21 protein-coding genes are annotated in these 22,842 nt (G+C 71.3%); 8 read left to right on the top strand and 13 right to left on the bottom strand.

Annotated features, from left to right (window positions below; genetic code table 11):
- Positions 1 to 96: 96 nt before the first annotated feature.
- From AB0K28_RS34915 to AB0K28_RS34905, 3 genes are all read left to right on the top strand, one after another.
- The gene (locus AB0K28_RS34915; protein WP_364378288.1) at positions 97 to 957 is read left to right on the top strand and encodes a RecB family exonuclease; all 861 of its coding nucleotides are present in this window, start codon (positions 97 to 99) and stop codon (positions 955 to 957) included.
- Between the two features lie 90 nt (positions 958 to 1,047).
- Entirely contained in the window at positions 1,048 to 2,232 is a 1,185-nt protein-coding gene (locus tag AB0K28_RS34910; RefSeq protein WP_364378624.1) for a sensor histidine kinase, read from the top strand.
- A complete protein-coding gene (locus AB0K28_RS34905; RefSeq protein ID WP_346114457.1) occupies positions 2,229 to 2,912 on the top strand; it encodes a response regulator transcription factor in 684 nt (227 codons plus the stop codon). Before AB0K28_RS34910 ends, AB0K28_RS34905 begins: the two co-directional genes overlap by 4 nt.
- A 32-nt stretch (positions 2,913 to 2,944) precedes the next feature.
- Here AB0K28_RS34905 and AB0K28_RS34900 read toward each other — a convergent pair whose 3' ends face one another.
- The 8 genes from AB0K28_RS34900 to metH all read right to left on the bottom strand — a co-directional run bounded on the left by AB0K28_RS34900 (position 2,945) and on the right by metH (position 13,945).
- Positions 2,945 to 3,922 (bottom strand): dipeptide ABC transporter ATP-binding protein, encoded by a 978-nt coding sequence (locus tag AB0K28_RS34900; protein ID WP_364378621.1) that lies wholly within the window; start codon positions 3,920 to 3,922, stop codon positions 2,945 to 2,947.
- A 32-nt stretch (positions 3,923 to 3,954) separates the two neighbouring features.
- The gene (locus AB0K28_RS34895) at positions 3,955 to 4,980 is read right to left on the bottom strand and encodes an ABC transporter ATP-binding protein (protein WP_345385900.1); all 1,026 of its coding nucleotides are present in this window, start codon (positions 4,978 to 4,980) and stop codon (positions 3,955 to 3,957) included.
- Positions 4,977 to 5,990 carry an ABC transporter permease gene (locus tag AB0K28_RS34890; protein WP_345385902.1) on the bottom strand — a complete coding sequence of 338 codons (1,014 nt, stop codon included), beginning with the start codon at positions 5,988 to 5,990 and terminating at the stop codon, positions 4,977 to 4,979. The genes AB0K28_RS34895 and AB0K28_RS34890 overlap by 4 nt, the downstream gene beginning before the upstream one ends.
- An 87-nt stretch (positions 5,991 to 6,077) precedes the next feature.
- Complete coding sequence (locus AB0K28_RS34885; RefSeq protein ID WP_345385904.1) at positions 6,078 to 7,844, bottom strand: ABC transporter substrate-binding protein; 1,767 nt, start codon at positions 7,842 to 7,844, stop codon at positions 6,078 to 6,080.
- Between the two features lie 50 nt (positions 7,845 to 7,894).
- Complete coding sequence (locus tag AB0K28_RS34880) at positions 7,895 to 8,887, bottom strand: ABC transporter permease (protein WP_345385906.1); 993 nt, start codon at positions 8,885 to 8,887, stop codon at positions 7,895 to 7,897.
- Positions 8,888 to 9,123: 236 nt separating this feature from the next.
- Positions 9,124 to 9,633, bottom strand: coding sequence for a cellulose synthase (locus AB0K28_RS34875; protein ID WP_364378284.1), 510 nt, complete (start codon positions 9,631 to 9,633; stop codon positions 9,124 to 9,126).
- A 100-nt stretch (positions 9,634 to 9,733) separates the two neighbouring features.
- The gene (locus AB0K28_RS34870; protein WP_345385910.1) at positions 9,734 to 10,378 is read right to left on the bottom strand and encodes an HAD family phosphatase; all 645 of its coding nucleotides are present in this window, start codon (positions 10,376 to 10,378) and stop codon (positions 9,734 to 9,736) included.
- A gap of 102 nt (positions 10,379 to 10,480) precedes the next feature.
- Positions 10,481 to 13,945, bottom strand: coding sequence for a methionine synthase (metH, locus tag AB0K28_RS34865; protein ID WP_364378282.1), 3,465 nt, complete (start codon positions 13,943 to 13,945; stop codon positions 10,481 to 10,483).
- Positions 13,946 to 14,220: 275 nt separating this feature from the next.
- On the opposite strand from metH, the gene AB0K28_RS34860 reads away from it, so the two are divergent.
- On the top strand, positions 14,221 to 15,075 hold the full coding sequence (locus AB0K28_RS34860) for a PAC2 family protein (protein WP_364378280.1): 855 nt from the start codon (positions 14,221 to 14,223) through the stop codon (positions 15,073 to 15,075).
- 367 nt (positions 15,076 to 15,442) lie between these two features.
- The gene (locus AB0K28_RS34855) at positions 15,443 to 15,778 is read left to right on the top strand and encodes a TetR/AcrR family transcriptional regulator C-terminal domain-containing protein (RefSeq protein ID WP_364378277.1); all 336 of its coding nucleotides are present in this window, start codon (positions 15,443 to 15,445) and stop codon (positions 15,776 to 15,778) included.
- A 24-nt stretch (positions 15,779 to 15,802) separates the two neighbouring features.
- On the opposite strand, the gene AB0K28_RS34850 is transcribed toward AB0K28_RS34855, so the two are convergent.
- Together AB0K28_RS34850 and AB0K28_RS34845 are read right to left on the bottom strand one after the other, a co-directional pair.
- On the bottom strand, positions 15,803 to 16,525 hold the full coding sequence (locus tag AB0K28_RS34850; RefSeq protein WP_364378275.1) for a CbiX/SirB N-terminal domain-containing protein: 723 nt from the start codon (positions 16,523 to 16,525) through the stop codon (positions 15,803 to 15,805).
- Between the two features lie 124 nt (positions 16,526 to 16,649).
- The gene (locus tag AB0K28_RS34845; RefSeq protein WP_364378273.1) at positions 16,650 to 17,816 is read right to left on the bottom strand and encodes a uroporphyrinogen-III synthase; all 1,167 of its coding nucleotides are present in this window, start codon (positions 17,814 to 17,816) and stop codon (positions 16,650 to 16,652) included.
- 229 nt (positions 17,817 to 18,045) lie between these two features.
- Here AB0K28_RS34845 and AB0K28_RS34840 point away from each other — a divergent pair, with 229 nt between their 5' ends.
- Positions 18,046 to 18,525 carry a peptide deformylase gene (locus tag AB0K28_RS34840; RefSeq protein ID WP_364378271.1) on the top strand — a complete coding sequence of 160 codons (480 nt, stop codon included), beginning with the start codon at positions 18,046 to 18,048 and terminating at the stop codon, positions 18,523 to 18,525.
- On the opposite strand, the gene AB0K28_RS34835 is transcribed toward AB0K28_RS34840, so the two are convergent.
- From AB0K28_RS34835 to AB0K28_RS34825, 3 genes are read right to left on the bottom strand one after another with little or no spacing between them, the layout of a single operon-like run.
- The gene (locus tag AB0K28_RS34835) at positions 18,467 to 18,748 is read right to left on the bottom strand and encodes a WhiB family transcriptional regulator (protein ID WP_345385920.1); all 282 of its coding nucleotides are present in this window, start codon (positions 18,746 to 18,748) and stop codon (positions 18,467 to 18,469) included. The genes AB0K28_RS34840 and AB0K28_RS34835 overlap by 59 nt on opposite strands.
- A gap of 30 nt (positions 18,749 to 18,778) precedes the next feature.
- Positions 18,779 to 19,708, bottom strand: coding sequence for a glycosyltransferase (locus AB0K28_RS34830; protein ID WP_364378268.1), 930 nt, complete (start codon positions 19,706 to 19,708; stop codon positions 18,779 to 18,781).
- Complete coding sequence (locus AB0K28_RS34825; RefSeq protein ID WP_364378266.1) at positions 19,705 to 20,298, bottom strand: HAD-IIIA family hydrolase; 594 nt, start codon at positions 20,296 to 20,298, stop codon at positions 19,705 to 19,707. Before AB0K28_RS34825 ends, AB0K28_RS34830 begins: the two co-directional genes overlap by 4 nt.
- Before the next feature lie 179 nt (positions 20,299 to 20,477).
- Here AB0K28_RS34825 and AB0K28_RS34820 point away from each other — a divergent pair, with 179 nt between their 5' ends.
- Positions 20,478 to 22,106: a carbamoyltransferase C-terminal domain-containing protein gene (locus AB0K28_RS34820; protein ID WP_364378264.1), complete on the top strand. Its 1,629-nt coding sequence runs from the start codon at positions 20,478 to 20,480 to the stop codon at positions 22,104 to 22,106.
- On the top strand, positions 22,106 to 22,842 hold a 737-nt coding region (locus AB0K28_RS34815), incomplete at its 3' end, for a glycosyltransferase (RefSeq protein WP_364378262.1). The genes AB0K28_RS34820 and AB0K28_RS34815, both read left to right, overlap by 1 nt.

Below are 22,842 nucleotides of genomic sequence, written 5' to 3'. Positions count from 1 at the left end.
ATACGTGCTGTTGCTGCCTTGATGCTACGCGCCGGATCACGTGATCCTGGTTCCGCGAAGGTTATTCTGTCGGCGTCTTGACCTAGAGTGCGGTGCATGACGTTGACCGAGCCGGTGATCATCGGAGCTCTCTCCCCGTCCCGGGCGGGCGATTTCATGACCTGTCCCCTGCTCTACCGCTTCCGGGTGATCGACCAGCTCCCGGAGAAGCCGTCGCAGGCGGCGGTGCGCGGCACGGTGGTCCACGCGGTGCTGGAGCGGCTCTATGACCTGCCGGCGCCGCGCCGCTCGGTCCAGGCGGCGCTGGAGCTGCTGGAGCCGCAGTGGGAGCGGCTGCTGGCCGACGACCCCCAATACGCGCAGATGTTCGCCGACGATGCTGAGCAGGCCGAGTGGCTGGCGCAGGCGCGCGGCATGCTGGAGCGCTACTTCACGCTGGAGGACCCGACGCGGCTGGAGCCGGCCGAGCGCGAGCTCTATGTGGAGGCGGTGCTCGACGGCGGGCTGATGCTGCGCGGCTACGTCGACAGGATCGACGTGGCGCCGACCGGCGAGGTCCGGGTGGTCGACTACAAGACGGGCAGCGCGCCCGGGCCCGACTTCGAGGCCAAGGCGCTGTTCCAGATGAAGTTCTACGCGCTGGTGCTGTGGCGGCTGCGCGGCGAGGTGCCGCGGCTGCTGCAGCTGGTCTATCTGGGCGGGCGGGGCGAGGTGCTGCGGTACGCGCCCGACGAGGCCGACCTGCTGGCCACCGAGCGCAAGGTGATGGCGCTGTGGGCGGCGATCGAGCGGTCGCTGGAGACCGGCGAGTGGCGGGCGCGGCGCAGCAGATTGTGCGACTGGTGCGACCATCAGGCGCTGTGCCCCGAGTTCGGCGGCACCCCTCCCCCGGTGCCCGACCGGCAGCCGGGCGACACCGTGCGCAGCAGCCGGCGGGCGGCGACCGACGAGCTCTGACCGCCCCCAGGTTGGGGATCAGATGGGTGCTTTTCCTCCCGTGGGAGGAGGTTGCGGGCTCTCACCTGGTCTTACAGTGAAGCGGTGCGCATGGATCGGAGCAGGCTCCACGACACGGTGCTCGCCGGGGTGGTGGCCGTGGCCTCCGTGGCACTGTTCGTGCTCTACGGGCCCGAGCGGCTGCAGGCCGAGGGGCTGCCGGTGCACGGCATGCGGCCACCGGACGCGCTCGGCGGGCTGCTGGTGGTGCTGGCCTGCGCCCCCATCGTGGTGCGGCGGCGCTGGCCGCTGAGCGCCCTGTGGGCGGGCCTGGTGCCGGAGACGCTGCTCAGCTCGCTCGGCTACGGCACCGGCACGTCGAGCCTGTCGGGGATGGTGCTGCTGTATTCGGTGGCCGCGCACCGGGGGCTGGCGATCTCGCTGGTGGCGCTGGTGGTGTCGCTGGTGGCGTATCTCACGGGCGCGGCGGCCGGTCCCGTCGGGCCGGTGGCCTGGAACCAGTACGTCATCGTCGCCGTGGTCCTGGTGGCGGTGTGGGGGGCGGGCAGGAGCCTGCGGCTGCGCCGGGCGTACATGGAGGAGCTGAAGGACCGTGCGGCGCGGCTGGAGCGGGCGCACGCGGCCGACACCAGGGCGGCGCGGGCGGAGGAGCGTTCACGCATCGCCCGCGAGCTGCACGACGTGGTGGCCCACCACGTGAGCGTGATGACGGTGCAGGCGGCGGCCGCGCGGCGGGTGCTGGCCACCGACCCCGAGCTGGCGCGTGAGGCGCTGTCGGCGGTGGAGCACACCGGGCGGCTGGCGATGACGGAGATGCGCAACATCGTGGGCGTGCTGCGCACGGACGCGCAGGCGGAGCTGGGCCCGCAGCCGGCCGTGCGCGACCTGCCCGCGCTGGTGGAGCTGATGCGGGAGGCGGGGCTGCCGGTGCGGCTGCAGGTGGAGGGCGCCGAGGTGGCGCTGCCCGCGGGGGTGGACCTGGCGGCGTACCGGACGGTGCAGGAGGCGCTGACCAACAGCCTGCGGCACGCGGGCGCGGGCGCGAAGGCGACGGTGACGGTCCGCTACGAGCCGGGCGAGCTGGACGTGCGGGTGGAGGACGACGGCGTGGGCGACGGCGTGGGCGCGGCGGCCGGGGAGCCCAGGTCCGAAGGGCACGGCTTGGTCGGCATTCGCGAACGTGTCACGCTCTATGGTGGAATCCTGAACATCGGTCCGCTGCCGGGGGGCGGTTTCGAAGTGCGGGCCCGGTTCCCGTTGAAGGACGGCCAATGACGATCAGAGTGCTGCTGGTGGACGACCAGCCGCTGCTGCGTACCGGTTTCCGCCTGATCCTCGAGGCCGAGCCCGACATCACGGTGGTGGGCCAGGCGGGCGACGGCAAGGACGCGCAGGAGCAGACGAGGGCGTTGCTGCCCGACGTCGTGCTGATGGACATCCGCATGCCGGGGGTCGACGGCATCGAGGCGACCCGCCGCATCGTGCGGGAGGCGGCGCCGGCCGCGCACGTGCCGAAGGTGCTGGTGCTGACCACGTTCGACCTCGACGAGTACATCGTGGAGGCGCTGCGCTCGGGCGCGTCGGGGTTCCTGCTGAAGGACGTGCCGCCCGACGAGCTGGTGCAGGCGATCAGGGTGGTGGCGGCGGGCGACGCGATCGTGGCGCCGAGCGTGACGCGGCGGCTGCTCGACAGGTTCGCGACGCGGCTGCCGTCGGCGTACGAGCAGGCGGCGCCCGCGCGGCTCGACCGGCTGACCGAGCGGGAGCTCGAGGTGCTGCGGCTCATCGCCAAGGGCATGTCCAACGCGGAGATCGCGGCCAAGCTCGTGGTGAGCGAGACGACGGTCAAGACGCACGTCGGCAACGTGCTGACGAAGCTGGGGCTGCGTGACCGGGTGCAGGCCGTGGTGCTGGCGTACGAGACCGGGTTGATCACGCCGGGCGCCATCTCCTAGGACAAGGGGGCGCCCGGCGCGCGGAGGCGCGGCTAGCCCGCCTTGGCGGCGGGCGTCTCGGGGGCGTTCTCCGGGAAGTGGCAGGCCACCTGGTGGCCGGTGGCCAGCGCCTGCAGCGGCGGCTCGACCGTCTTGCAGATCTCCTGCGCCTTCCAGCAGCGGGTGTGGAAGCGGCAGGCGGGCGGCGGGTTGAGCGGGCTCGGCACGTCGCCGGTGAGGCGGATGCGCTCGCGTCCCTTGGCGCCCTTGGGGTCGGGCACGGGCACGGCCGACAGCAGCGCGTTGGTGTACGGGTGCATCGGCGAGGTGTAGAGCTGCTTGCGGTCGGCCACCTCGACGATCTTGCCGAGGTACATGACGGCGACGCGGTCGCTGATGTGCCGCACCACCGACAGGTCGTGGGCGATCACGACGTAGGTCAGGTCCAGCTCGCGCTGCAGGTCCTCCAGCAGGTTGACGACCTGGGCCTGGATGGACACGTCGAGCGCGGAGACCGGCTCGTCGGCGATGATGAGCTTGGGCTTGAGCGCGAGCGTACGGGCGATGCCGATGCGCTGGCGCTGCCCGCCGGAGAACTCGTGCGGGTAGCGGTTGTAGTGCTCGGGGTTGAGCCCGACCAGCTCCAGGATCTCCTGGACGGCCTTCTTGACGCCGTTCTCGGTCTGCACGCCCTGGATGCGGAACGGCGCGCCGACGATGGCGCCGACCGTGTGGCGCGGGTTGAGCGACGAGTAGGGGTCCTGGAAGATCATCTGCATGTCGCGCCTGAGCGGCCGCAGCCGGCCCTGGCTCATGTGCGTGATGTCCTGGCCCTCGAAGACCACCTTGCCGGCGGTGGGCTCCAGCAGGCGGGTGACCAGGCGTCCCGTGGTGGACTTGCCGCAGCCGGACTCCCCCACCAGGCCGAGCGTCTCGCCCTTGTACACCTCGAAGCTGATTCCGTCGACCGCCTTGACGGCGCCGACCTGCCTTTTGAGCAGGCCCTTCGTCACGGGGAAGTGCTTCTCCATGTCCTGCACGGAAAGAAGCAGCTCGTTGTCGCTCACTGGGTCTCCAGCACTGGCTTGATCTCGTTAACCCACAGGCTCTGCCGCTCGTCCCTGCTCATGTGGCAGCGCACCAGGTGGCCGCCCTCGGTCTCGGCGAGGGCCGGCACCTCGGTCGTGGCCTTGCCGGCGGTGCGCTCGGCGTACGGGCAGCGGGGGTGGAAGGCGCAGCCCGGCGGCACGTTGATGAGGGACGGCGGCGAGCCCTTGATCGGCAGCAGCCGCTCGGTGGGCTCGCGGTCGAGCCGCGGCATGGAGCCCAGCAGGCCCCAGGTGTAGGGGTGCTCGGGGCGGTAGAAGACGTCGTCGGTGGTGCCGTACTCGACGCACTTGCCGGCGTACATGACGAGGATGTCGTCGGACAGCTCGGCGACCACGCCCAGGTCGTGGGTGATGACGATGAGCGCGGAGTTGAACTCGCGCTGCAGGTCGCGCATCAGGTCGAGGATCTGCGCCTGGACGGTCACGTCGAGCGCGGTGGTGGGCTCGTCGGCGATGAGCAGCTCGGGGTCGCACGACAGCGCCATGGCGATCATGGCGCGCTGGCGCATGCCGCCGGAGAACTCGTGCGGGTAGCTGTCGACGCGCCTGGCCGGCTCGGGGATGCCGACGCGGCCGAGCATGTCGACGGCGTGCTTGCGGGCGACCTGCTTGGAGACGCCGTTGTGGATCCGGTACGCCTCGATGATCTGGTGGCCGACCGTGTAGAAGGGGTGCATCGACGACAGCGGATCCTGGAAGATCATCGCCATCTTCTTGCCGCGCAGCTTGCGCACGTGCTCGGCGGAGGCGCCGATGAGCTCCTCGCCGTCGAGCCAGATCTCGCCGGAGATGCGGGCCCGGCCGCCCTTGTGCAGGCCGAGCACGCCGAGGCTGGTCACGCTCTTGCCGGAGCCCGACTCGCCGACGATGCCGAGGGTCTTGCCCCGCTCGACGCTGAACGACAGCCCGTCGACGGAGCGGACGAGGCCGTCGTCGGTCGGGAAGTGGATCTTCAGGTCCTTGACGTCAAGGAAGCTCACGACAACCTCACCCTCGGGTCGACCACGGCGTACAGCAGGTCGACGACCAGGCTCGCGACCACCACGAATCCGGCGGCGACGAGCACGACACCCATGACCTGCGGCAGGTCCTGGTTCCTGATCGCCAGGATGGCGAACTGGCCGAGCCCGGGCAGAGTATAGGTGGTCTCGGTGAGCACGGCGCCGCCGATGAGCAGGCCGAAGTCGATGCCGAACAGGGTCAGGATCGGGGTGAGCGCGGCGCGCAGGCCGTGCTTGACCACCACCTGGTTCTCCCGCAGGCCCTTGGCTCTGGCGGTGCGGATGTAGTCCTCGCCCATCGTCTCCAGCATGCCCGCCCGGGTGAGCCGGGCGTACGTGGCGGCGAACAGGAACGCCAGCGTGATCCACGGCAGCAGCAGGTTGTACGCCCATTGCAGCGGATTGACGGTGAAGTCGGTCCAGGCGCCGCCCGGCGGCGTCCAGCCGAGGCCGTAACTGAAGACGACCAGGGAGATCATGCCGGTGAAGAAGATGGGCAGCGAGACGCCGGCCAGGGCGGTGCCCATGGAGATCCGGTCGAAGAAGCTGCCTCTTCGCAGGGCCGACAGCACGCCGACGCTGACGCCGCCGATCACCCACAGCAGGGCGGCGCCGATGGCCAGCGAGAAGGTGGTCGGCATGCGGTCGAGCAGGTCCGGCCAGACGGGCTGGCCGGAGATGAAGGAGTAGCCGAAGCAGGGCGCGGGGCACTGCTCGACGCCGGCGCCGTAGTCGTACTCGGCTCCGGCGACCAGGCCCTTGACGAACCTGCCGTACTGCACGACGACCGGGTCGTTGAAGCCGAGCCGTTCGGCCACCAGGTGGACGGTCTCCGGAGTGGCCGCCCGGCCGACGTACCGCGACGCGAGGGCCTCGGGTGTCGCCCCGGCCCACTGCGGCACGACGAAGAAGATGCCGAACGTGACCATGCTGATCAATATGAGCATGGCGATCGCGCCGATCAGACGCCTGATGATGTATGTGACCACCGCTACCGGCCGAGTGGCCCGCCCGCCGGGGCGGGCGGGCCACTCCTGCCTTCACCTGCCTTCGCTAGATCCCCGAACCTCGCCTGGTCACTCGACGCCGAGCAAGATGTAGTCGTACATGCTCTGGCCCTCGTTGTAGGCGAGGTTCGTCACGCCCTGACCGCGCATGAGCAGCGACTTGGCCCACACGACCGGCAGGAGGGACGCGTCCTCCATGACCTTCTTGTCGACCTCGACCCACAGCTTGGCGCGGGCGGTGTCGTCGAGCTCGGCGGAGGCCTGGTCGATCAGCTTGTCGACCTCCGGGCTCTTGACGCTGAGGTTGTAGTTGCCGGCCTTGCGGATGGTGCGGCTGTCGACGATGGCCTGCATGAAGCCGTAGCCGTCGGGCCAGTCGGAGCCCCAGCCGTGCGTGGCAAGGCCGATCTTGTTGCTCTTGACGTAGTCGGTGTTACCGGCGTAGTCGGAGAAGTAGCTGGAAGCCGGGAAGCCCTTGAGGTCGAGCTTGATGTTCACCTTGGCGAGGGCCTGCTGCATGGCCTCGGCCAGCGCCTTCTCGCGCGGGCGGTCCGAGCGGAACGCCATGGTGGTCTCGAAGCCGTTCGGCTGGCCGCAGGCGGCGAGGGCCTGCTTGGCCTTCTCGACGTCACCCTTGTTCTCGGGGCTGGCGTACAGGTCGAACTTCTCCTGGCCGACGATGGGCGGCGGCATGACGTTGGTGGCGATGTCGCCACCGGCCAGCGGGCCTCCGTAGGCGGTCTGGTTGGCGACGCGGTCCGCGGCGAACATCACGGCCTTGCGGCAGTCGAGGTTGTCGAGCGGCGCGTTGTCCGGGATGACCGAGACGTACCAGAGCCTGGGGATCGTCGGGTTGTCCGTACGGGCCTTGAGCGCCGGGTCCGGCAGCACCTTGCCCAGCGCGGCCGGCTGCAGGCCGGTGCCGGGGATGTCGAGGTGGATGTCGCCGGAGATCAGCTGGTTGTCGAGGTCGTCGGCGTTGACGTTCAGCTGGACCTCGATGCGGTCCGGCAGGGCCGGCCTGTTCGGGTCGGTCGCCGGGTCCCACTGGTCGTTGCGGACCAGGGTGAAGCGCTTGCCGATCTCGTTGGTCTCGAACTTGTACGGGCCGGAGGAGACGACGTGCTCCTTGTACTTGGCGCCCGTGTCCTTGTCCTTCGGCACCGGAGCCGTCATCGGCATCTGGACGATGTAGTCCATCGACGCGAACGGCTTCTTCAGGTGGAAGACGACGGTGCTGTCGTCGGTGGCCTCGACGGCGGACTTGTAGTCGACGTCCGGGGACTTGTAGACGCCCTTGAAGTCCTTCGGCCAGTCGAGCAGCTCGTTGAGGTAGGAGGGGCCGTGCGCGAAGGTCTCCTTGTCGAAGGAGCGCGCCACCGCGTAGGCCACGTCCTTGGCCGTGATCGGGGTGCCGTCCTCGAACTTCAGGCCGCTCTTCAGCTTGTACGTCCAGGTCTTGCCGCCGTCGCTGGCCTCACCGAGCCCTTCGGCCAGGTCGGGGATGACGGTGTTGCCCTCGGGGCCGGGACCCGGCTTGTACATCGTCAGCGTCCGCCAGTAGAAACGGCCGAAGTTGAACGAGTAGCCGTAGTAGGTGTCACCCGGGTCGAGGCTGTCCCAGTCGGAGGAGTGGGCCGCCTTCAGCGTCCCGCCCTTCTTCGTGGACGGGTTGTAGACCGAGGTGAGCGCGGCGTTGAACGCGGGTTGCGCGGCACCGCCTGACGCCGACTGGGCGGGCTGCTGTGAGGTATTCCCACCTCCGCCGCCACAGGCGGAGAGCACCAGGGCGAGGGCCGCTGTCGCGGCTCCGGCCAGTGCGTGTTTCCTTCTCATTGACTAACCCCTTGATGAGTGAGATGCGGGGGATGAAGCGTTGGCGGGACTCAGTGGGCCCGTGGGTCGAAGGCGTCGCGCAGCCCGTCGCCGAACAGGTTGAACGCCAGGACCGTGATGAAGATCGCCAGCCCCGGGAAGAGCACGAAGTGGGGCAGTGTGTAGAAGCGGACCGCCTCGGACAGCATGCCACCCCAGGTCGGGGTGGGCGGGCTGACGCCGACGCCGAGGAACGACAGCGCGGCCTCGAAGAGGATGTTGGTCGGGATGAGCAGCGTCGCGTAGACCAGGATCGGCGCCAGCAGGTTCGGCAGGATCTCGCGGAAGAGGATGTAGCCGTGGCGGGCGCCGAGGCTCTTGGCGGCGTCGACGAACTCGCGCTCGCGCAGCGACAGCGTCTGGCCGCGCACGATGCGGCCGATGCTGGGCCAGCTGAAGAAGCCGATGATGAAGATCAGCATGGCGATGCGCAGCCCGTTGCCCTCCAGGCCGAACCCCTCGTCGGGAATGACGCCGGCCAGCGCGATGGCGAAGACCAGCAGCGGGAAGGCGAGGAAGACGTCCATGAGCCGGCCGATGATCTGGTCGACCCAGCCGCCGAAGTAACCGGCGATGACGCCGAGCGTGGTGCCGATGATGACCGACAGCAGCGTGGCCACGAAGCCGATCAGCAGCGAGATCCACGCGCCGGCGACGATGCGGCTGAAGATGTCGCGGCCGTTGACCGGTTCGACGCCGAGCAGGTATTCGCCGCCCACGCCGCCGAAGGCGCCCTTGGGCAGCAGCGTGTTCGGGTCGATCTCGTCCTGGTGGAACTCCAGGGGCGGGTGGCCGAACACGGAGATGATCGGCGAGGAGAAGATCGCGACGAGGATCAGCAGGATGACGATGATGCCGCCGGTGAGTGCGACCTTGTCGCGGCGCAGCCGCATCCAGGCGATCCTGGTGAGGGATCGGCCTTGGATGGCCTTGCCCGTCCCGGCGAGGACAGCCTCCGGGTTCGCCTCGGCTGCTGAACCGGGAACGTCGAGCGGTGCGGTCATTCCGTAATGCCCCCTGCTGACAAGACGACGCAGTCATTGCGTGCTGACTCTAGACCGCTTGTCGCGACCTCATGGGGCAGAATCTATGGCCTGAGCTGCGCTGACTAGTCCCTCAGGCCGCTATGTGGCCAATCCGTGATTGTTGCGAAACTCATTCGTATTGATCTTGAACGGATTGTCTAGGGCGAGTTCCGGTTACGTCTCGGAACCGTGACATAGTCACCAGGCGTGTCCGTTCAGCTGATGCCGCGCCGCTTGAGGAGCTCCTCGATGTCGGAGAAGTCGTCGTCGCCCTTGCTCGCCGGCTTCTGGTTCACGGCGGGCCGCGGCTTGGCCGCCCCGGCGGATTTCTGGGCCGCCTGCTGGGCGGCCTGCGGGCCCGCCGCTCCGGCGCCGGCCTCCGGCGTCCCGGCGGCCGGCTTCTTCCGCCCCAAGGACAGCTTCCTGCCGCGCATCACGCCGGACACCACGAACAGCACGACCGACAGCCCGGCCAGCGCCACGCCCGCCCACACGGCGGGGTTGAGCACCAGCCCCGTCACGAAGCCCACCACGGTGGTGCCGATCGTCCACAGCGACTGCAGCGCGCCCGTGAGGTAGGCGGCCAGCGGCAGCAGCGCCCAGGCCGTCACGCGCATGCCGGCCGCCGCGCCCCGGCGCCGGAACGCCAGGAAGGCCAGCACCAGCCCCGCTATGGTCACACCGGCGCACAGCGGCATCCAGGCGATCGCGTTAAAGGTGTCCATCTCGCCGCCCCCTAGTCCGTGGCTCTTGCTTTACCATCCTGGCACGCGAAGGCCCGTGCGCCTCCTCCGTGAGAACCACTTTTCCCTTAGGGGAACGTGCCTACGGCCCCAGAAGTGCCCTCAGGTCCGCGACCCCTACGTCTGTCAGGGACGTCACCACCAGCCGCCCCGGCGCCTGCTCGACGGGCAGCAGGCTCGGCACCGCCACCACCGCGCAGCCGGCCGCCGTCGCCGCGGCCACCCCGTTCGGGGAGTCCTCCAGCACCACGCAGCGCACCGGCTCGGCCCCGAGCCGCCGCGCGGCCGTCAGGTAGGGCTCCGGGTCCGGCTTCGTACGGGTGACGTCGTCGGCCGTCACCACCAGGTCGAACCGCTCCCTGCCGACGCTCTTCAGCACCGCGTCGGCGATCGGCCGCAGCGAGGAGGTGACCAGCGCCACCGGCACCCCCTCGTCGCGCAGCGCGTCGAGCAGCTCGGACGCGCCCGGCATGACGGGCACGCCGTCCTGCAGCCGGGCCACCATGCCGTCGATCATCCACTCCCGCACGGCCTGCGGCGCCACCTCGGCGCCCGAGACCGCCAGCATGTAGTCGACCGTGCGCTCCATGGAGCCGCCCACCAGGTGGGCCTGGTGCTCGGGCGTCCACGCGGCGCCCAGCCTGGCCATCACCCCGGTCTCGATCTCCAGCCAGACGCGCTCGCTGTCCACCAGCAGGCCGTCCATGTCGAAGAAGACGGCGTCCATGAAGTGCTCTCCCCGATCGGTCGGCGGTTCTCACCGGATCACGCTGCCGCCCCTGCGCGCACGGCGAACCGCCCGATGCCGGGCGCGGCGGGACCGGGCGGGTCAGACGTTGAAGTATTTCGCCTCGGGGTGGTGGGCGACCAGCGCCGAGGTGGCCTGCTCGGGGTGGAGCTGGAACTCCTCCGACAGCGTCACCCCGATGCGCTCGGGGTCGAGCAGCTCGAACAGCTGCTTCTGGTCCTCCAGGTTGGGGCAGGCCGGGTAGCCGAAGGAGTAGCGGCAGCCCTGGACGTTGACCTTGAGCATGTCGTCGAGCGACTCGTCGCCGCCGATGCCCCACTCCGCGCGCACCCGGGCGTGCCAGTATTCGGCCAGCGCCTCGGTGAGCTGCACCGACAGGCCGTGCAGCTCGAGGTAGTCGCGGTAGGCGTCTTTGGCGAACAGCTCGGCCGTGGCCTCGGAGATCTTGGCGCCCATGGTGGCCACCTGGAAGCCGACGACGTCGACCTCTCCGCTGTCCTTCGGGCGGAAGAAGTCGGACAGGCACAGGTGGCGGTCGCGGCGCTGGCGCGGGAACGTGAAGCGGGTGCGCTCATTACCGGCGTCGTCGAGGATGATCAGCGAGTCGCCGTCGGAGACGCACGGGAAGTAGCCGTAGACGACGGCCGCCTCCAGCAGGCCCTCGGTCTGCATGCGGTCGAGCCACATGCGCAGCCGCGGCCGGCCCTCGATCTCGACCAGCTCCTCGTAGCCGGGGCCCTCGCCGCCCCTGGTGGGCTTGAGCCCCCACTGGCCGAGGAACAGGGCGCGCTCGTCGAGGAAGGCGGCGTAGTCGGTCAGCGAGATGCCCTTGACCAGGCGGTCGCCGTGGAAGGGCGCGCGCGGCACCGGGTTGTCGGCGGCGACGTCGGAGCGGGCCGGCAGCTCCTCGACGGGCGTGCGGACGAGCGTGGCGCCGGTCTTGACGCGCCGCTCGCGCAGCGGCGGCAGCGTCGCGCCCGCCTCGCCGCGCTTGACCGCCATGAACGCGTCCATCAGCCGCAGCCCCTCGAACGCGTCACGGGCGTAGCGCACCTCGCCCTCGAACAGCTCGGCGAGGTCCTGCTCGACGTAGGCGCGGGTGAGCGCGGCCCCGCCGAGCAGCACCGGGTAGCGCTGCGACAGGCCCCTGGAGTTCATCTCCTCCAGGTTCTCCTTCATGATGACCGTCGACTTGACCAGCAGGCCCGACATGCCGATGACGTCGGCCTTCTGCTCGTCGGCGGTCTCGAGGATGGCCGAGACCGGCTGCTTGATGCCGAGGTTGACGACCTGGTAGCCGTTGTTGGACAGGATGATGTCGACGAGGTTCTTGCCGATGTCGTGGACGTCGCCCTTGACGGTGGCCAGCACGATGCGGCCCTTGGTCTCGCCCTCGACGCGGTCCATGTGGGGCTCGAGGTAGGCGACGGCGGCCTTCATCACCTCGGCCGACTGCAGCACGAACGGCAGCTGCATCTGCCCCGAGCCGAACAGCTCGCCGACCGTCTTCATGCCGTCGAGCAGCACGTCGTTGATGATCTCCAGGGCGGGGCGCTGGTCGAGCGCGGTGTCGAGGTCGGCCTCGAGGCCCTTGCGCTCGCCGTCGATGATGCGCCGCTTGAGCCGCTCCCACAGCGGCAGCGCGGCCAGCTCCTCGGCCTTGCCGGCGCGCATGGCGGCGGCGTCGACCCCTTCGAACAGGTCCATGAAGCGCTGCAGCGGGTCGTAGCCCTCGCGGCGGCGGTCGTAGACCATGTCGAGGGCGACCTGGCGCTGCTCGTCGGGAATGCGCGCCATCGGCAGGATCTTGGAGGCGTGGACGATGGCGGAGTCGAGCCCCGCGTTGACGCACTCGTTGAGGAACACCGAGTTGAGCACCATGCGGGCGGCCGGGTTGAGGCCGAAGCTGATGTTGGACAGGCCCAGCGTGGTCTGCACGCCCGGGTAGCGGCGCTTGAGCTCGCGGATCGCCTCGATGGTCTCCAGGCCGTCGCGCCTGGTCTCCTCCTGGCCGGTGGCGATGGGGAAGGTCAGGCAGTCGACGATGATGTCCTCGACCCGCATGCCCCAGTTGCCGGTGAGGTCTTCGACCAGGCGGGTGGCCACCCGCACCTTGTGGTCGGCGGTGCGGGCCTGGCCCTCCTCGTCGATGGTGAGGGCGACCACGGCGGCGCCGTGCTCGCGGACCAGCCGCATGATCTTCTGGAAGCGGGAGTCGGGGCCGTCGCCGTCCTCGTAGTTGACGGAGTTGACCGCGGCGCGCCCGCCCAGCATCTCGAGACCGGCCTGCAGCACCGCGGGCTCGGTGGAGTCGAGCATGATCGGCAGCGTGGAGGCGGTGGCGAAGCGGAAGGCCAGCTCCTTCATGTCGGTCACGCCGTCGCGGCCGACGTAGTCGACGCACAGGTCGAGCATGTGGGCGCCGTCGCGGGCCTGGTCGCGGGCCGTCTCGACGCAGTCGTCCCAGCGGCCGGCCAGCATGGCCTCGCGGAAGGCCTTGGAGCCGTTGGTGTTGCAGCGCTCGCCGATGGCGAGGTAGGAGGTGTCCTGGCGGAACGGGACGGTCTGGTAGAGCGAGGAGGCGCCGGGCTCGGGGCGGGGCCGGCGGGTGGCGGGCTGCTTGCCGCGCACCTTCTCGACCACCTGGCGCAGGTGCTCGGGCGTGGTGCCGCAGCAGCCGCCCACCAGCGACAGGCCGTAGTCGCGGGTGAAGGTCTGGTGGGCCTCGGCCAGCTCCTGCGCGCTCAGCGGGTAGTAGGCGCCGTCGGCGGTCAGCACCGGCAGGCCGGCGTTGGGCATGCAGGACAGCTTGAGCCTGGAGTGGCGGGCGAGGTAGCGCAGGTGCTCGCTCATCTCGGCGGGGCCGGTCGCGCAGTTGAGCCCGACGATGTCGACGCCGAGCGGCTCGATCGCGGTGAGGGCGGCGCCGATCTCGGAGCCGAGCAGCATGGCGCCGTTGGTCTCGATGGTGACCTGGGCGATGATCGGGATGTCGCGGCCGGCCGCCTCGATGGCCCGCTTGGCGCCGACCACGGCGGCCTTGACCTGGAGCAGGTCCTGGCAGGTCTCGATGATGAGCGCGTCGGCGCCGCCGGCGATCAGGCCGGCCGCGTTGTCGCGGTAGGCGTCGCGCAGGCTCGCGTAGGGCAGGTGGCCGAGCGTCGGCAGCTTGGTGCCGGGGCCCATGGAGCCGAGCACGAAGCGCGGCTGGTCGGGGGTGGCCCAGTGGTCGGCGGCCTCGCGGGCGATGCGGGCGCCGGCCTCGGAGTATTCGAAGACGCGGTCGGAGATGTCGTATTCGCCGAGCGCGGCGAGGTTGGCGCCGAAGGTGTTGGTCTCGACGCAGTCGACGCCGACCGCGAAGTAGGCGTCGTGGACGCCGCGCACGATGTCGGGGCGGGTGACGTTGAGCACCTCGTTGCAGCCCTCGTGCCCGTGGAAGTCGTCGAGCGTGGGGTCCTGGGCCTGGAGCATCGTGCCCATCGCCCCGTCGGCCACGATGACGCGCTGGGACAACACTTCTCGGAAGGACGGGGAGATGCTCATGAGGTTCAGCTTATCGGGTGGGCTTCGAGCGCCGCTCGCACACCGCTCGCACGCCGCTCGCACGCCGCTCGACCGCCTCAGGCGACGGCCTGAGGCCCTGTGGGGGCGGCGTCGGCGGGGTGCGGCGGTTCATTCCCGGCGTTTCGTGATCGTTGTCTTGCGGGGCGCGTTCGCGGGTCGCGAACGGGGCAGGGCGGCATTAGGGGGGAGATCGGTGACGGCGATGCCCCCTCACCGCATAGGCTTAGCGGGACGAAGGGAAGTGGAGGCGACACGTGATAGAGCTCGAAGGGCTCCCCGAGCTCGTCGACCCGGTGCTCATCGCCGCGTTCGAGGGGTGGAACGACGCGGGTGAGGCTTCCAGCGGCGTGATCGCCCATCTCGAGTCGGCCTGGAAGGCGGAGCCGCTGGTGGCACTCGACCCCGACGACTACTACGACTTCCAGGTCACCAGGCCCGTGGTGGAGATGACCGACGGGCTGGCCCAGTCGATCGTGTGGCCGACGACGCGGCTGCTGCGCGCGCGGCCCCCGGGCGTCGAGCGCGACGTGGTGCTGCTGCGCGGCATCGAGCCCAACATGCGCTGGCGCTCGTTCTGCGACGACATCATCTACGTCTGCCGCGAGCTCGGCATCGAGCTGGCCGTCATGCTCGGCGCGCTGCTCAACGACTCGCCGCACACCAGGCCCGTGCCGATCCTCGGCGGCGCCACCACCGAAGGGCTGGCCCGCTCGACGGGGCTGGAGCTGAGCCGCTACGAGGGCCCGACCGGCATCGTGGGCGTGCTGCAGCACGCGTTCGGCAAGGCGGGGCTCGACGCGATCTCGCTGTGGGCCTCGGTGCCCCACTACGTCGCGCAGCCGCCCAACCCCAAGGCGACGCTGGCGCTGCTGCGCCGGCTGGAGGACGTCCTGGAGATCCCGATGCCGCTGGGCGACCTCGACGAGGAGGCCAGGGCGTGGGAGCGTGGCGTCGACGAGCTGGCCTCGCAGGACAGCGAGGTCGCCGAATACGTCAAGGAGCTCGAGGAGCGCAAGGACGCCGCCGAGCTGCCCGAGGCCAGCGGCGACGCGATCGCGGCGGAGTTCGAGCGCTACCTGCGACGTAGAGATCGCGACACGGACAGCTAACTCTCAGGTAGTAAATCTGCCCAATTTTCTCGTTCTCAGGTAATAATCGGGGACCACCAGATCCCGACAAGCCGGGACTCCAGAGTTAGCCGGCCGGAAACTCCGGCTTCGCACGTGATGCCTACATCCTCCGACCGCGCACGTTAGGCATGCCATGGCGACATCCCATGTTGACCCGCACCAGAGGAGCCAGGACACCCGGCGGCGCATCCTCGAGATGGCCGTCTCGCTCAGGGAGGACCGTGCCGGCGGCTCGGTGGACCACTTCCTCGCGCTGCTCCAGGATCGGCTTCCCCTCTGGTTGAGCATTTTGCATGATTTAGCCCATCGCGCAGGAAAAGGGTCCGTTTCCGACAATCTTCTGCCTGTGGCGCGGGCCGGCATCGACTATTACATCGACGTCCAGAGCGCCGCGCTGCCGGCCTTCACCTCGCCCAACGTCACCGTACGCTTCCGCCAGGCCATCAAGCAGACCGAGCTCGGGCCGCGTACGGAGACCACGCCGCTGGCCGCGTACCTGGCGGCCGAGCAGCGGCTGGGCCGCATCAGGGCCGACGCCGACCCGGAGGCGAGCGCGCGGCTGCTGGTCGCGGGCTGCTTCCACCGGGCCTACATCGAGATGTTCGTCGGCGCCGACGCCGCGCCGTCCAGGGACGCCACTGCTCGCGAGATCGTCCGCGAGCTGCGCCTCGACCCCGTCTGATCTTCTTTCACGTCTTCTTTCTAGTCATGCCCGGCGCAGGGTGCGGGGCATGGCGGCGGAGCGGCGTACGGCCTCGTCGTAGCGGTGCCAGATCAGCGCCGCCACGTCGAGGTCGGCGCCCAGCGGCTCGCTGACCACGGCCGCGGGACGGCCTGCGGCCACCGCGGCCAGCCGGTCGTGGAAGAAGCCCGGCGCGAGCACGTACGAGGCGATCGCCACCCGCGCGGCCGGGGTCGAGGCGAGCCGTTCCATGGCCTCGTCCAGCGACGGCGTGCCCGCTGACGCGAACGCGGCGGTCACCGGGCGGGCCAGCCGGACGGCGAGCTGGTGCGCGGCGGCGCGCACGTCGGCCAGCGCCGCCGGGTCGGACGAGCCGGCCGCGCCGAGCAGCACCGCGTCGGTGGCGCGCAGGCCCGCGCGGGCCAGTTTGCGCGCCAGCGCCGAGGTGAGCAGCCGGTGCGGGCCGAGCCAGCGGGCCACCACCGCCTCCGGCCGGTGCTCGGCGACGACGCGGGGCAGGTCGACGTGCACGTGGTAGCCGCCGGCCAGCAGCAGCGGCACGACCACCACCGGCCCGCGCACGGCGGGCAGCACCTGCGCCAGCAGCGGCGAGCTGAGCTCCAGGTAGCTGAGCTCCACGCGGTGTCCTGGACGTGCGGCCCTGGCGGTCCGCGCGAGCGCGGCCAGCGTCCGCTCCCCCGCGGGGTCGCGGGTGCCGTGGGCGGCCAGGACGAGCGTGGGGGTCATCGGCCGGCTCCGGCGGGAACGGGCCACGGCATGCGGAACTCCTCGGTGAGCGGGGCGGGGGTCATCGACGGCCACCGGCCCCGGGCGGGCCGGGTGGTGGGCTCGGGGGTGGGTGGTGCGAGGGTCAAAGGCCGGCCTCGTACAGGCAGGCGAGCCGGTAGCCGCGCTTGACCACGGTCTCGACGATGCCGCCGGGCCCGAGCGCGCGGCGCAGCCGGGTGATGGCCATCTCCACGGCGTGCTCGGCCGAGTCGCGGGCGACGCTGCCCGGCAGCACCGTACGCAGGTCGGCCCGCGACACCACGTGGCCCGGCTTGTCGGCCAGGCGCTTGAGCACCGCCATCGGCGCCGGCGGCAGCGGCCGCAGCTCGCCGTCCACGACCACGGCGTGGCCGCGGATCTCCAGCCGGTGGCCGCCCGCGACGAGCCGGGTGACGCCGTGCTCGGGCAGGTGCCTGGCCAGGGCGCGGGCGAGCGCGCCGAGCCGGGAGCGGTCGGGCTGCAGGGTGGGCACGCCGCGCGAGGCGAGCGGGTCGGCGGTGACGGGGCCGACGCAGGCCGCCACGACCGAGCCGCCGAACGCGGCGAGCAGCGCCTCCTCCAGGCCGTCGGCGCGGGCGGCGTTCAGCATGGCGTGCACGGCGGGCGCGCTGGTGAAGGCCACCGCGTCCACCGAGCCGGAGACGGTCTGGCTGATGAGTCGGCGCAGCGGCGAGATGTCGCGGTACGGCAGCCACCGGTAGACCGGGATCTCGATCACCTCGGCCCCGGCGGCGCGCAGGTCGGCGACGAAGTCGCGCAGCGGCTCGCCGTGCTGCTGGACGGCGATGCGCCGCCCGCGCAGGTCCTGGGCGAGGAGGTGCTCCTTGACCTCCTGGCAGGACTCGGTCGAGGGGGTCCAGTGGTCGTTGAGCCCGGCGGCCCGCACCGCTCCCCTGGCCTTGGGGCCGCGGGTGAGCAGGCGGGCGTTGGCGAGGTGCTCGCCGAGCTCGGCGGACAGGCCCCAGCCCTCGGCGGCGGCCATCCAGCCGCGGAAGCCGACACCGGTGGTGACGACCACGTCGTCGAGCGGGGCCCGCAGGCTCTGCCGGGTGGCGGCGAGCAGGTCGGCGTCCTCGGCGAGGGGGACGAGGCGGATCGCGGGGGCGCTGACCACGCGGGCGCCGCGGCGCTCCAGCAGGGCGCCGAACTCCTCGCGCCGTCTCGTCGCGGTCACGCCGACGGTGAAGCCCGCCAGCGCGTCGGGCGCCGTCTCCGGTGACGAGCCGCCCTCCAGGGGAAGCGCGCTCATGCGTGCACCTCCAGATAGTCGGGGACGCCTGGCCGGGCCCCGAGCACCCGGCCAGGCATCACAGGTGCGTGTGACGCAAGTGAGATCACCCTCCGATACTGCTTTCGGGTGGTTTCGCCCGGGGGTCTCCTCTGTTACCGCTGTGCTACAAGGCTGCGGTGGCGCGATTGGCCGGGCGCGGGCGGGGGAAACGTTCTCCGTGACGAGGCCGCCTATCGGGGAGTCGCGGGTGACGGTCCTGCCTATTCGCATGTTCGGCGATCCGGTGCTGCGCACGGTCGCCGAGCCGGTCAAGGATTTCGATCGGGAGCTGCGCCGGCTGGTGAAGTCGCTGACGGCGACGCTGCGGGCGGGCGCGGGGCGGGCCGGGCTGGCGGCCCCGCAGCTCGGCGAGCCGGTACGCGTGGTGGTCTACGACTACGACGGCAAGTCGGGCCACCTGGTCAACCCGCGGCTGGAGTTGTCACAGCGGCGGGTGACGGCCGATGAGGCGTGCCTGTCGGCGCCGGGCGCGTGGTGGCCACTGGAACGTTCCTACATGGTCACCGCGCGTGGCCGTGACATGTTCGGCAAGCCTGTCACCGTCAGGGCGCTCGGCACGCTGGCGCGGGTGCTCCAGCACGAGACCGACCACCTCGACGGCGTGCTGTTCAGTGACCACCTCGAAGCGGACGAGCGGGAACGTTTTCTCGCGGCTCTGCCAGGCTGAGCTCGCGCCGCTGCCCGGGGTCGGTGCCGCCCCACACGCCGTACGCCTGCCGGGTGTCCAGGGCGTATGCCAGGCATGGTTCGCGTACGGGGCAGCGGGCGCACACCCGCTTGGCCCGGTCGGCCTGCGACTGGCTCGGCCCCTCCATCGAGATCGGGAAGAACAGCTCGGGGTCGAGGTCCAGGCAGGCTGCTCTGCGTGTCCAGTCGAGCATCATCATCATGCTCCTCGCGCCTACCCATGCCTCAGGGCGTCATACCTCGCTGAGCAGGCGGTCCCAGTCCCGCAGGAAGCGGTCCAGCCCGTAGCGGGCCAGAGCGGCGGCCCTGGCGGCCTTGCCCGCCTGGCTCGCCCGCTCCGGATCTCCCGCGAACTCGGCCAGCGCGTCGGCCAGCACGTGCACCTTGGTCGACAGCACGCCGGCCTCGGGCGGCACCGCCTCGATCGCCTCGGTGGCGGCCAGCGCGACGACCGGCATGCCGAGCGTCATGGCCTCGATGAGGGCGAGGCCCAGCGAGGTCCAGCGGTAGGGGTGCAGGTAGACGCGCCGCTTGGCCAGCTCGGCGTGCATGACGTGCTGGGGCAGGTCCTCGTACGTGCCGTACGGCAGCCCGTCCACCTTCATGCCGAACACGTCGAGCGGCACCCGCTCGGCGAAGCGCGGCAGCAGGTCGGTGCCGGCGACGCGGGTGCGGCGCACCGGCTCGTTGACGACGACGCCGGCCCTGGCCAGCTCGCCGCTGTAGAGGTGTCCTGGGTCGGGGACGCCGTGCTCGATGACGCGGGTGGGGGCGCGGCCGTTGTCCCAGTAGAGCTCGTTGAAGTGGGTGACGTGCACGAGCGTGACGTCGCTCTGGTCCGCCAGCGGGTGGCGGGTGCGGGGCACGTCGCCCGCGGGGGTGTTGTGCTCGACGTAGACGGCGGGCAGGCGGGAGACGCGCGGGCCGAGCCATTCGCGGGCCAGGTCGACCTCGTACGGGCGCTGGTAGACGACGGCGTCCACCTGCTCGTCGCGCAGCCGGTCCCAGGGCACCTCGCGGGCGCTGTCCGGCCAGTCGTACGTGGCCGCCCGCCCCCGGCCATCGGGACCACGGCCGGGGACGAGCGGGAGCAGGTACTCGTGCGACCCGCGGATGAACGCGCTGGTCCACGAGCCGTGAACGTGCCAGAGGAGGATCTTCACCAGCGGCTCCAGCCCATGGCGCGGGCCCAGGGGGCCGAGACGGCGGGCACCGGCTCCTCCGCGCCGCTCAGCACGCGCTCGACGACGTCGCTCAGGTCGTCGGCGACCTCGGGCGCCCGCTCGATCTCCTCCTCCAGGGTCTGCTCGGTGGGCACGAGGATGCCCCTGGCCCCCGCGGCCCTGGCCGCGTCCATGTCGCGGCCGATGTCGCCGACGACCACGCAGTCGCGCGGGCTGACGTCGAGCACCGCGGCGGCCCTGATCACCAGGCCGGGCGCGGGCTTGCGGCAGGTGCAGCCGTCGGCGTCGTCGTGCACGCAGATCGCCCACGCGTCGAACGGGCCGAGCAGCTCCTCCACCTTGGCGTTCACCTGGTCCATCTCGTCCGGCGACAGCAGGCCCTTGGCGACGCCCGACTGGTTGGTGACCACGGCCACCGGCACGTCGGCCCGTCTCAGCCGGCCCAGCGCCTCCACCGCGCCCGGCATGGGTTCGACCAGGCCGGGATCGCCGTTGTAGGGCACGTCCCTGATCAAGGTTCCGTCCCGGTCGAAGAGCACGGCCCCGGGACGCCGCTTTTCGAACACCATTCACCTCCGTCGCGTGCCCGGCAGCTACCCGGGGCCCGCCTCGGCAAACAACTACTCAGCGTGAGCAATCCCAGGCGGCCACGCCCGTTTTGGCCTCTTCCGGGCCTGTTCGCGGTCGCGTCAGGTTTGAGGGCCGCTTCTCTCGGTAGCGGTTCTCGACATCCTCAGGGGGAGGAAGCATGAGATTTCTCGGCATCAACGCGATCTTCCACGACCCGGCCGCCGCGCTCGTGGCCGACGGGAGGATCGTGGCCGCGGCCGAAGAGGAACGCTTCAGCCGCCGCAAGCACGGCAAGAGACCGCTCGCCTTCTCCGCCTGGGAGCTGCCCGAGCTGGCCGCCGCCTGGTGCCTGAGCGAGGCGGGCCTCTCGCCCGAGGACATCGACGCCGTCGCCTACTCCTACGACCCTTCGCTGGTGGTCCAGCGGCCGGAGGGCGACTGGGAGGACCTGCGCACCCGGTACGCCGTCCGGGCACCCGCCTTCCTCGCCACGGCCCTGCCCGGCCTGGACCCCGGGCAGGTCAGCTACGTGCCGCACCACGTCGCGCACGCGGCCTCGGCGGGCCTCGCCTCGCCGTGGCGCGACTGCGCGGTGCTGGTGTGCGACGGGCGCGGCGAGAACGTCTCCCACCTCGCCGGCCGCTACCGGGGCGGCGAGCTGGAGATCCTCGCCACCCAGGAGCTGCCGCACTCGCTCGGCCTGATGTACGAGGACGTCACCCAGCACCTCGGCTTCCTGCGCTCCAGCGACGAGTACAAGGTGATGGCGATGGCCTCCTACGGCCGCCCCCGCCACCTGGAGGCGCTGCGCGAGGTGATCTACACGACCGGCGACGGCGGGTTCCGCGTCGAGCCGGTCGACTGGAACGTCTACGCCAAAGCGCTGAAGAAGGGCACTCCCTGGACCTCCGACCACGCCGACCTGGCCGCCAGCGTGCAGGCCCGGCTGGAGGAGGTGCTGCTGGAGCTGGTGCGCTGGCTGCACGAGCGGACCGGGGAGCGGCGGCTGGCGCTGGCGGGCGGGGTGGCGCTCAACTGCGTGGCCAACACCCGGCTGCTGGACGAGGGGCCGTTCGACGAGGTGTGGGTGCAGCCGGCGGCCGGCGACTCGGGCACCGCGCTGGGCGGGGCGCTGCACCTGGCGCAGGTCTACGGCGAACCGGCCGCGCCCATGAGCTGCCCGGCCCTGGGGCGCGGCTTCACCGACGAGGAGCTGGGGGCGTGGCTGGACGTGGCGCGGGTGCCGTACACGCGGCCGGCCGACCTGGGCGCGGCGGTGGCTGCCGAACTGGCCGCCGACCGGATCGTGGCCTGGTTCCAGGGCCGCTCCGAGTACGGGCCGCGGGCCCTCGGGCACCGGTCCTTGCTGGCGCATCCGGGCGATCCGCGCAACACCGAGCGGCTCAACGACGTCAAGGGGCGCGAGCAGTTCCGTCCCGTCGCGCCGATGGTGCTGGAGTCGCGGGCGCGGGAGATCTTCGGGCGGGGGCCTGTGCCGTCGCCGTACATGCTGTTCGTGCACGACGTGCACCCGGACTGGGCGGCGCGCATCCCCGCCGTCGTGCACGTGGACGGGACGGCCCGCATCCAGACCGTCTCGCCCGAGCGGCAGCCGCTGATGGCGCGGGTGCTGAGCGAGTTCGAGGCCCGGACGGGGCTGCCCGTGGTGGTCAACACGAGCCTCAACACCGCCGGTCGGCCGATGGTGGACGACCCGCGTGACGCGCTGGAGTGCTTCGGGTCCGCACCCGTGGACGTGCTGGCGCTCGGGCCCTATCTGGTGCGGCGCGGGGAGGTGTTCGGCTGATGTTCACCGTGGTGATCCCCACCGTCGGGCGGGCCACGCTGCGCGAGACGCTCGCCGCCGTGGGGTCCGACGTGCCGGTGGTCGTGGTGGACGATCGTCGCGGCGATCCCGGGGCGCTGCACGTTCCCGCGCACGTACGGGTGGTGCGCGCGGGCGGGCGCGGGCCCGCGGCGGCGCGCAACGCGGGCTGGCGGGCCGCCGACACCCCGTGGGTGGTCTTCCTGGACGACGACGTGATCCCCGCCTCCGGGTGGGCGCAGGCGGTCTGGAAGGACCTGGTGGACCTGCCGCCCGAGGTGGCGGGCAGCCAGGGCAGGATCCGGGTGCCCCGGCCCGTGCGGCGCAGGCCGACCGACGCCGAGCGGCACACCGCCGGGCTGTCGGGCGCGCTGTGGGTGACGGCCGACATGGCGTACCGGCGCGAGGTGCTGCAGGCCATGGGCGGTTTCGACGAGCGCTTCCCGCGCGCCTACCGGGAGGACGCCGATCTCGCGCTGCGGGTCTCGCGGGCCGGGCACCGGCTGGTCAAGGGCGACCGGGTGACCACGCATCCCGTCCGTGACGACGGGTTCTGGGCGAGCGTGCGCTTCCAGCGGGGCAACGCCGACGACGCGCTCATGCGGCGGCTGCACGGGCCCGGCTGGCGGGCGGCGATCGGCGGCGCGCCCGGACGGCTGCGCCTGCACGCCGCCACGACCGCCGCCGGCCTCACGGCCGCCCTGCTGGGCGTCGCGAC

The organism is Nonomuraea sp. NPDC049504, assembly GCF_040676845.1.
GTDB classification, from domain to species: domain Bacteria; phylum Actinomycetota; class Actinomycetes; order Streptosporangiales; family Streptosporangiaceae; genus Nonomuraea; species Nonomuraea salmonea.
Note: the sequence above shows the minus strand (reverse complement) of the source record. Positions and strands in the feature narration are given on the sequence as shown.

Coding starts and splice junctions, on each gene's coding strand:
- AB0K28_RS34915 (WP_364378288.1), top strand. CDS start 97: ATGACGTTGACCGAGCCGGTGATCATCGGAGCTCTCTCCCCGTCCCGG.
- AB0K28_RS34910 (WP_364378624.1), top strand. CDS start 1,048: ATGGATCGGAGCAGGCTCCACGACACGGTGCTCGCCGGGGTGGTGGCC.
- AB0K28_RS34905 (WP_346114457.1), top strand. CDS start 2,229: ATGACGATCAGAGTGCTGCTGGTGGACGACCAGCCGCTGCTGCGTACC.
- AB0K28_RS34900 (WP_364378621.1), bottom strand. CDS start 3,922: ATGGAGAAGCACTTCCCCGTGACGAAGGGCCTGCTCAAAAGGCAGGTC.
- AB0K28_RS34885 (WP_345385904.1), bottom strand. CDS start 7,844: ATGAGAAGGAAACACGCACTGGCCGGAGCCGCGACAGCGGCCCTCGCC.
- AB0K28_RS34880 (WP_345385906.1), bottom strand. CDS start 8,887: ATGACCGCACCGCTCGACGTTCCCGGTTCAGCAGCCGAGGCGAACCCG.
- AB0K28_RS34875 (WP_364378284.1), bottom strand. CDS start 9,633: ATGGACACCTTTAACGCGATCGCCTGGATGCCGCTGTGCGCCGGTGTG.
- AB0K28_RS34870 (WP_345385910.1), bottom strand. CDS start 10,378: ATGGACGCCGTCTTCTTCGACATGGACGGCCTGCTGGTGGACAGCGAG.
- metH (WP_364378282.1), bottom strand. CDS start 13,945: ATGAGCATCTCCCCGTCCTTCCGAGAAGTGTTGTCCCAGCGCGTCATC.
- AB0K28_RS34850 (WP_364378275.1), bottom strand. CDS start 16,525: ATGACCCCCACGCTCGTCCTGGCCGCCCACGGCACCCGCGACCCCGCG.
- AB0K28_RS34845 (WP_364378273.1), bottom strand. CDS start 17,816: ATGAGCGCGCTTCCCCTGGAGGGCGGCTCGTCACCGGAGACGGCGCCC.
- AB0K28_RS34835 (WP_345385920.1), bottom strand. CDS start 18,748: ATGATGATGATGCTCGACTGGACACGCAGAGCAGCCTGCCTGGACCTC.
- AB0K28_RS34825 (WP_364378266.1), bottom strand. CDS start 20,298: ATGGTGTTCGAAAAGCGGCGTCCCGGGGCCGTGCTCTTCGACCGGGAC.
- AB0K28_RS34820 (WP_364378264.1), top strand. CDS start 20,478: ATGAGATTTCTCGGCATCAACGCGATCTTCCACGACCCGGCCGCCGCG.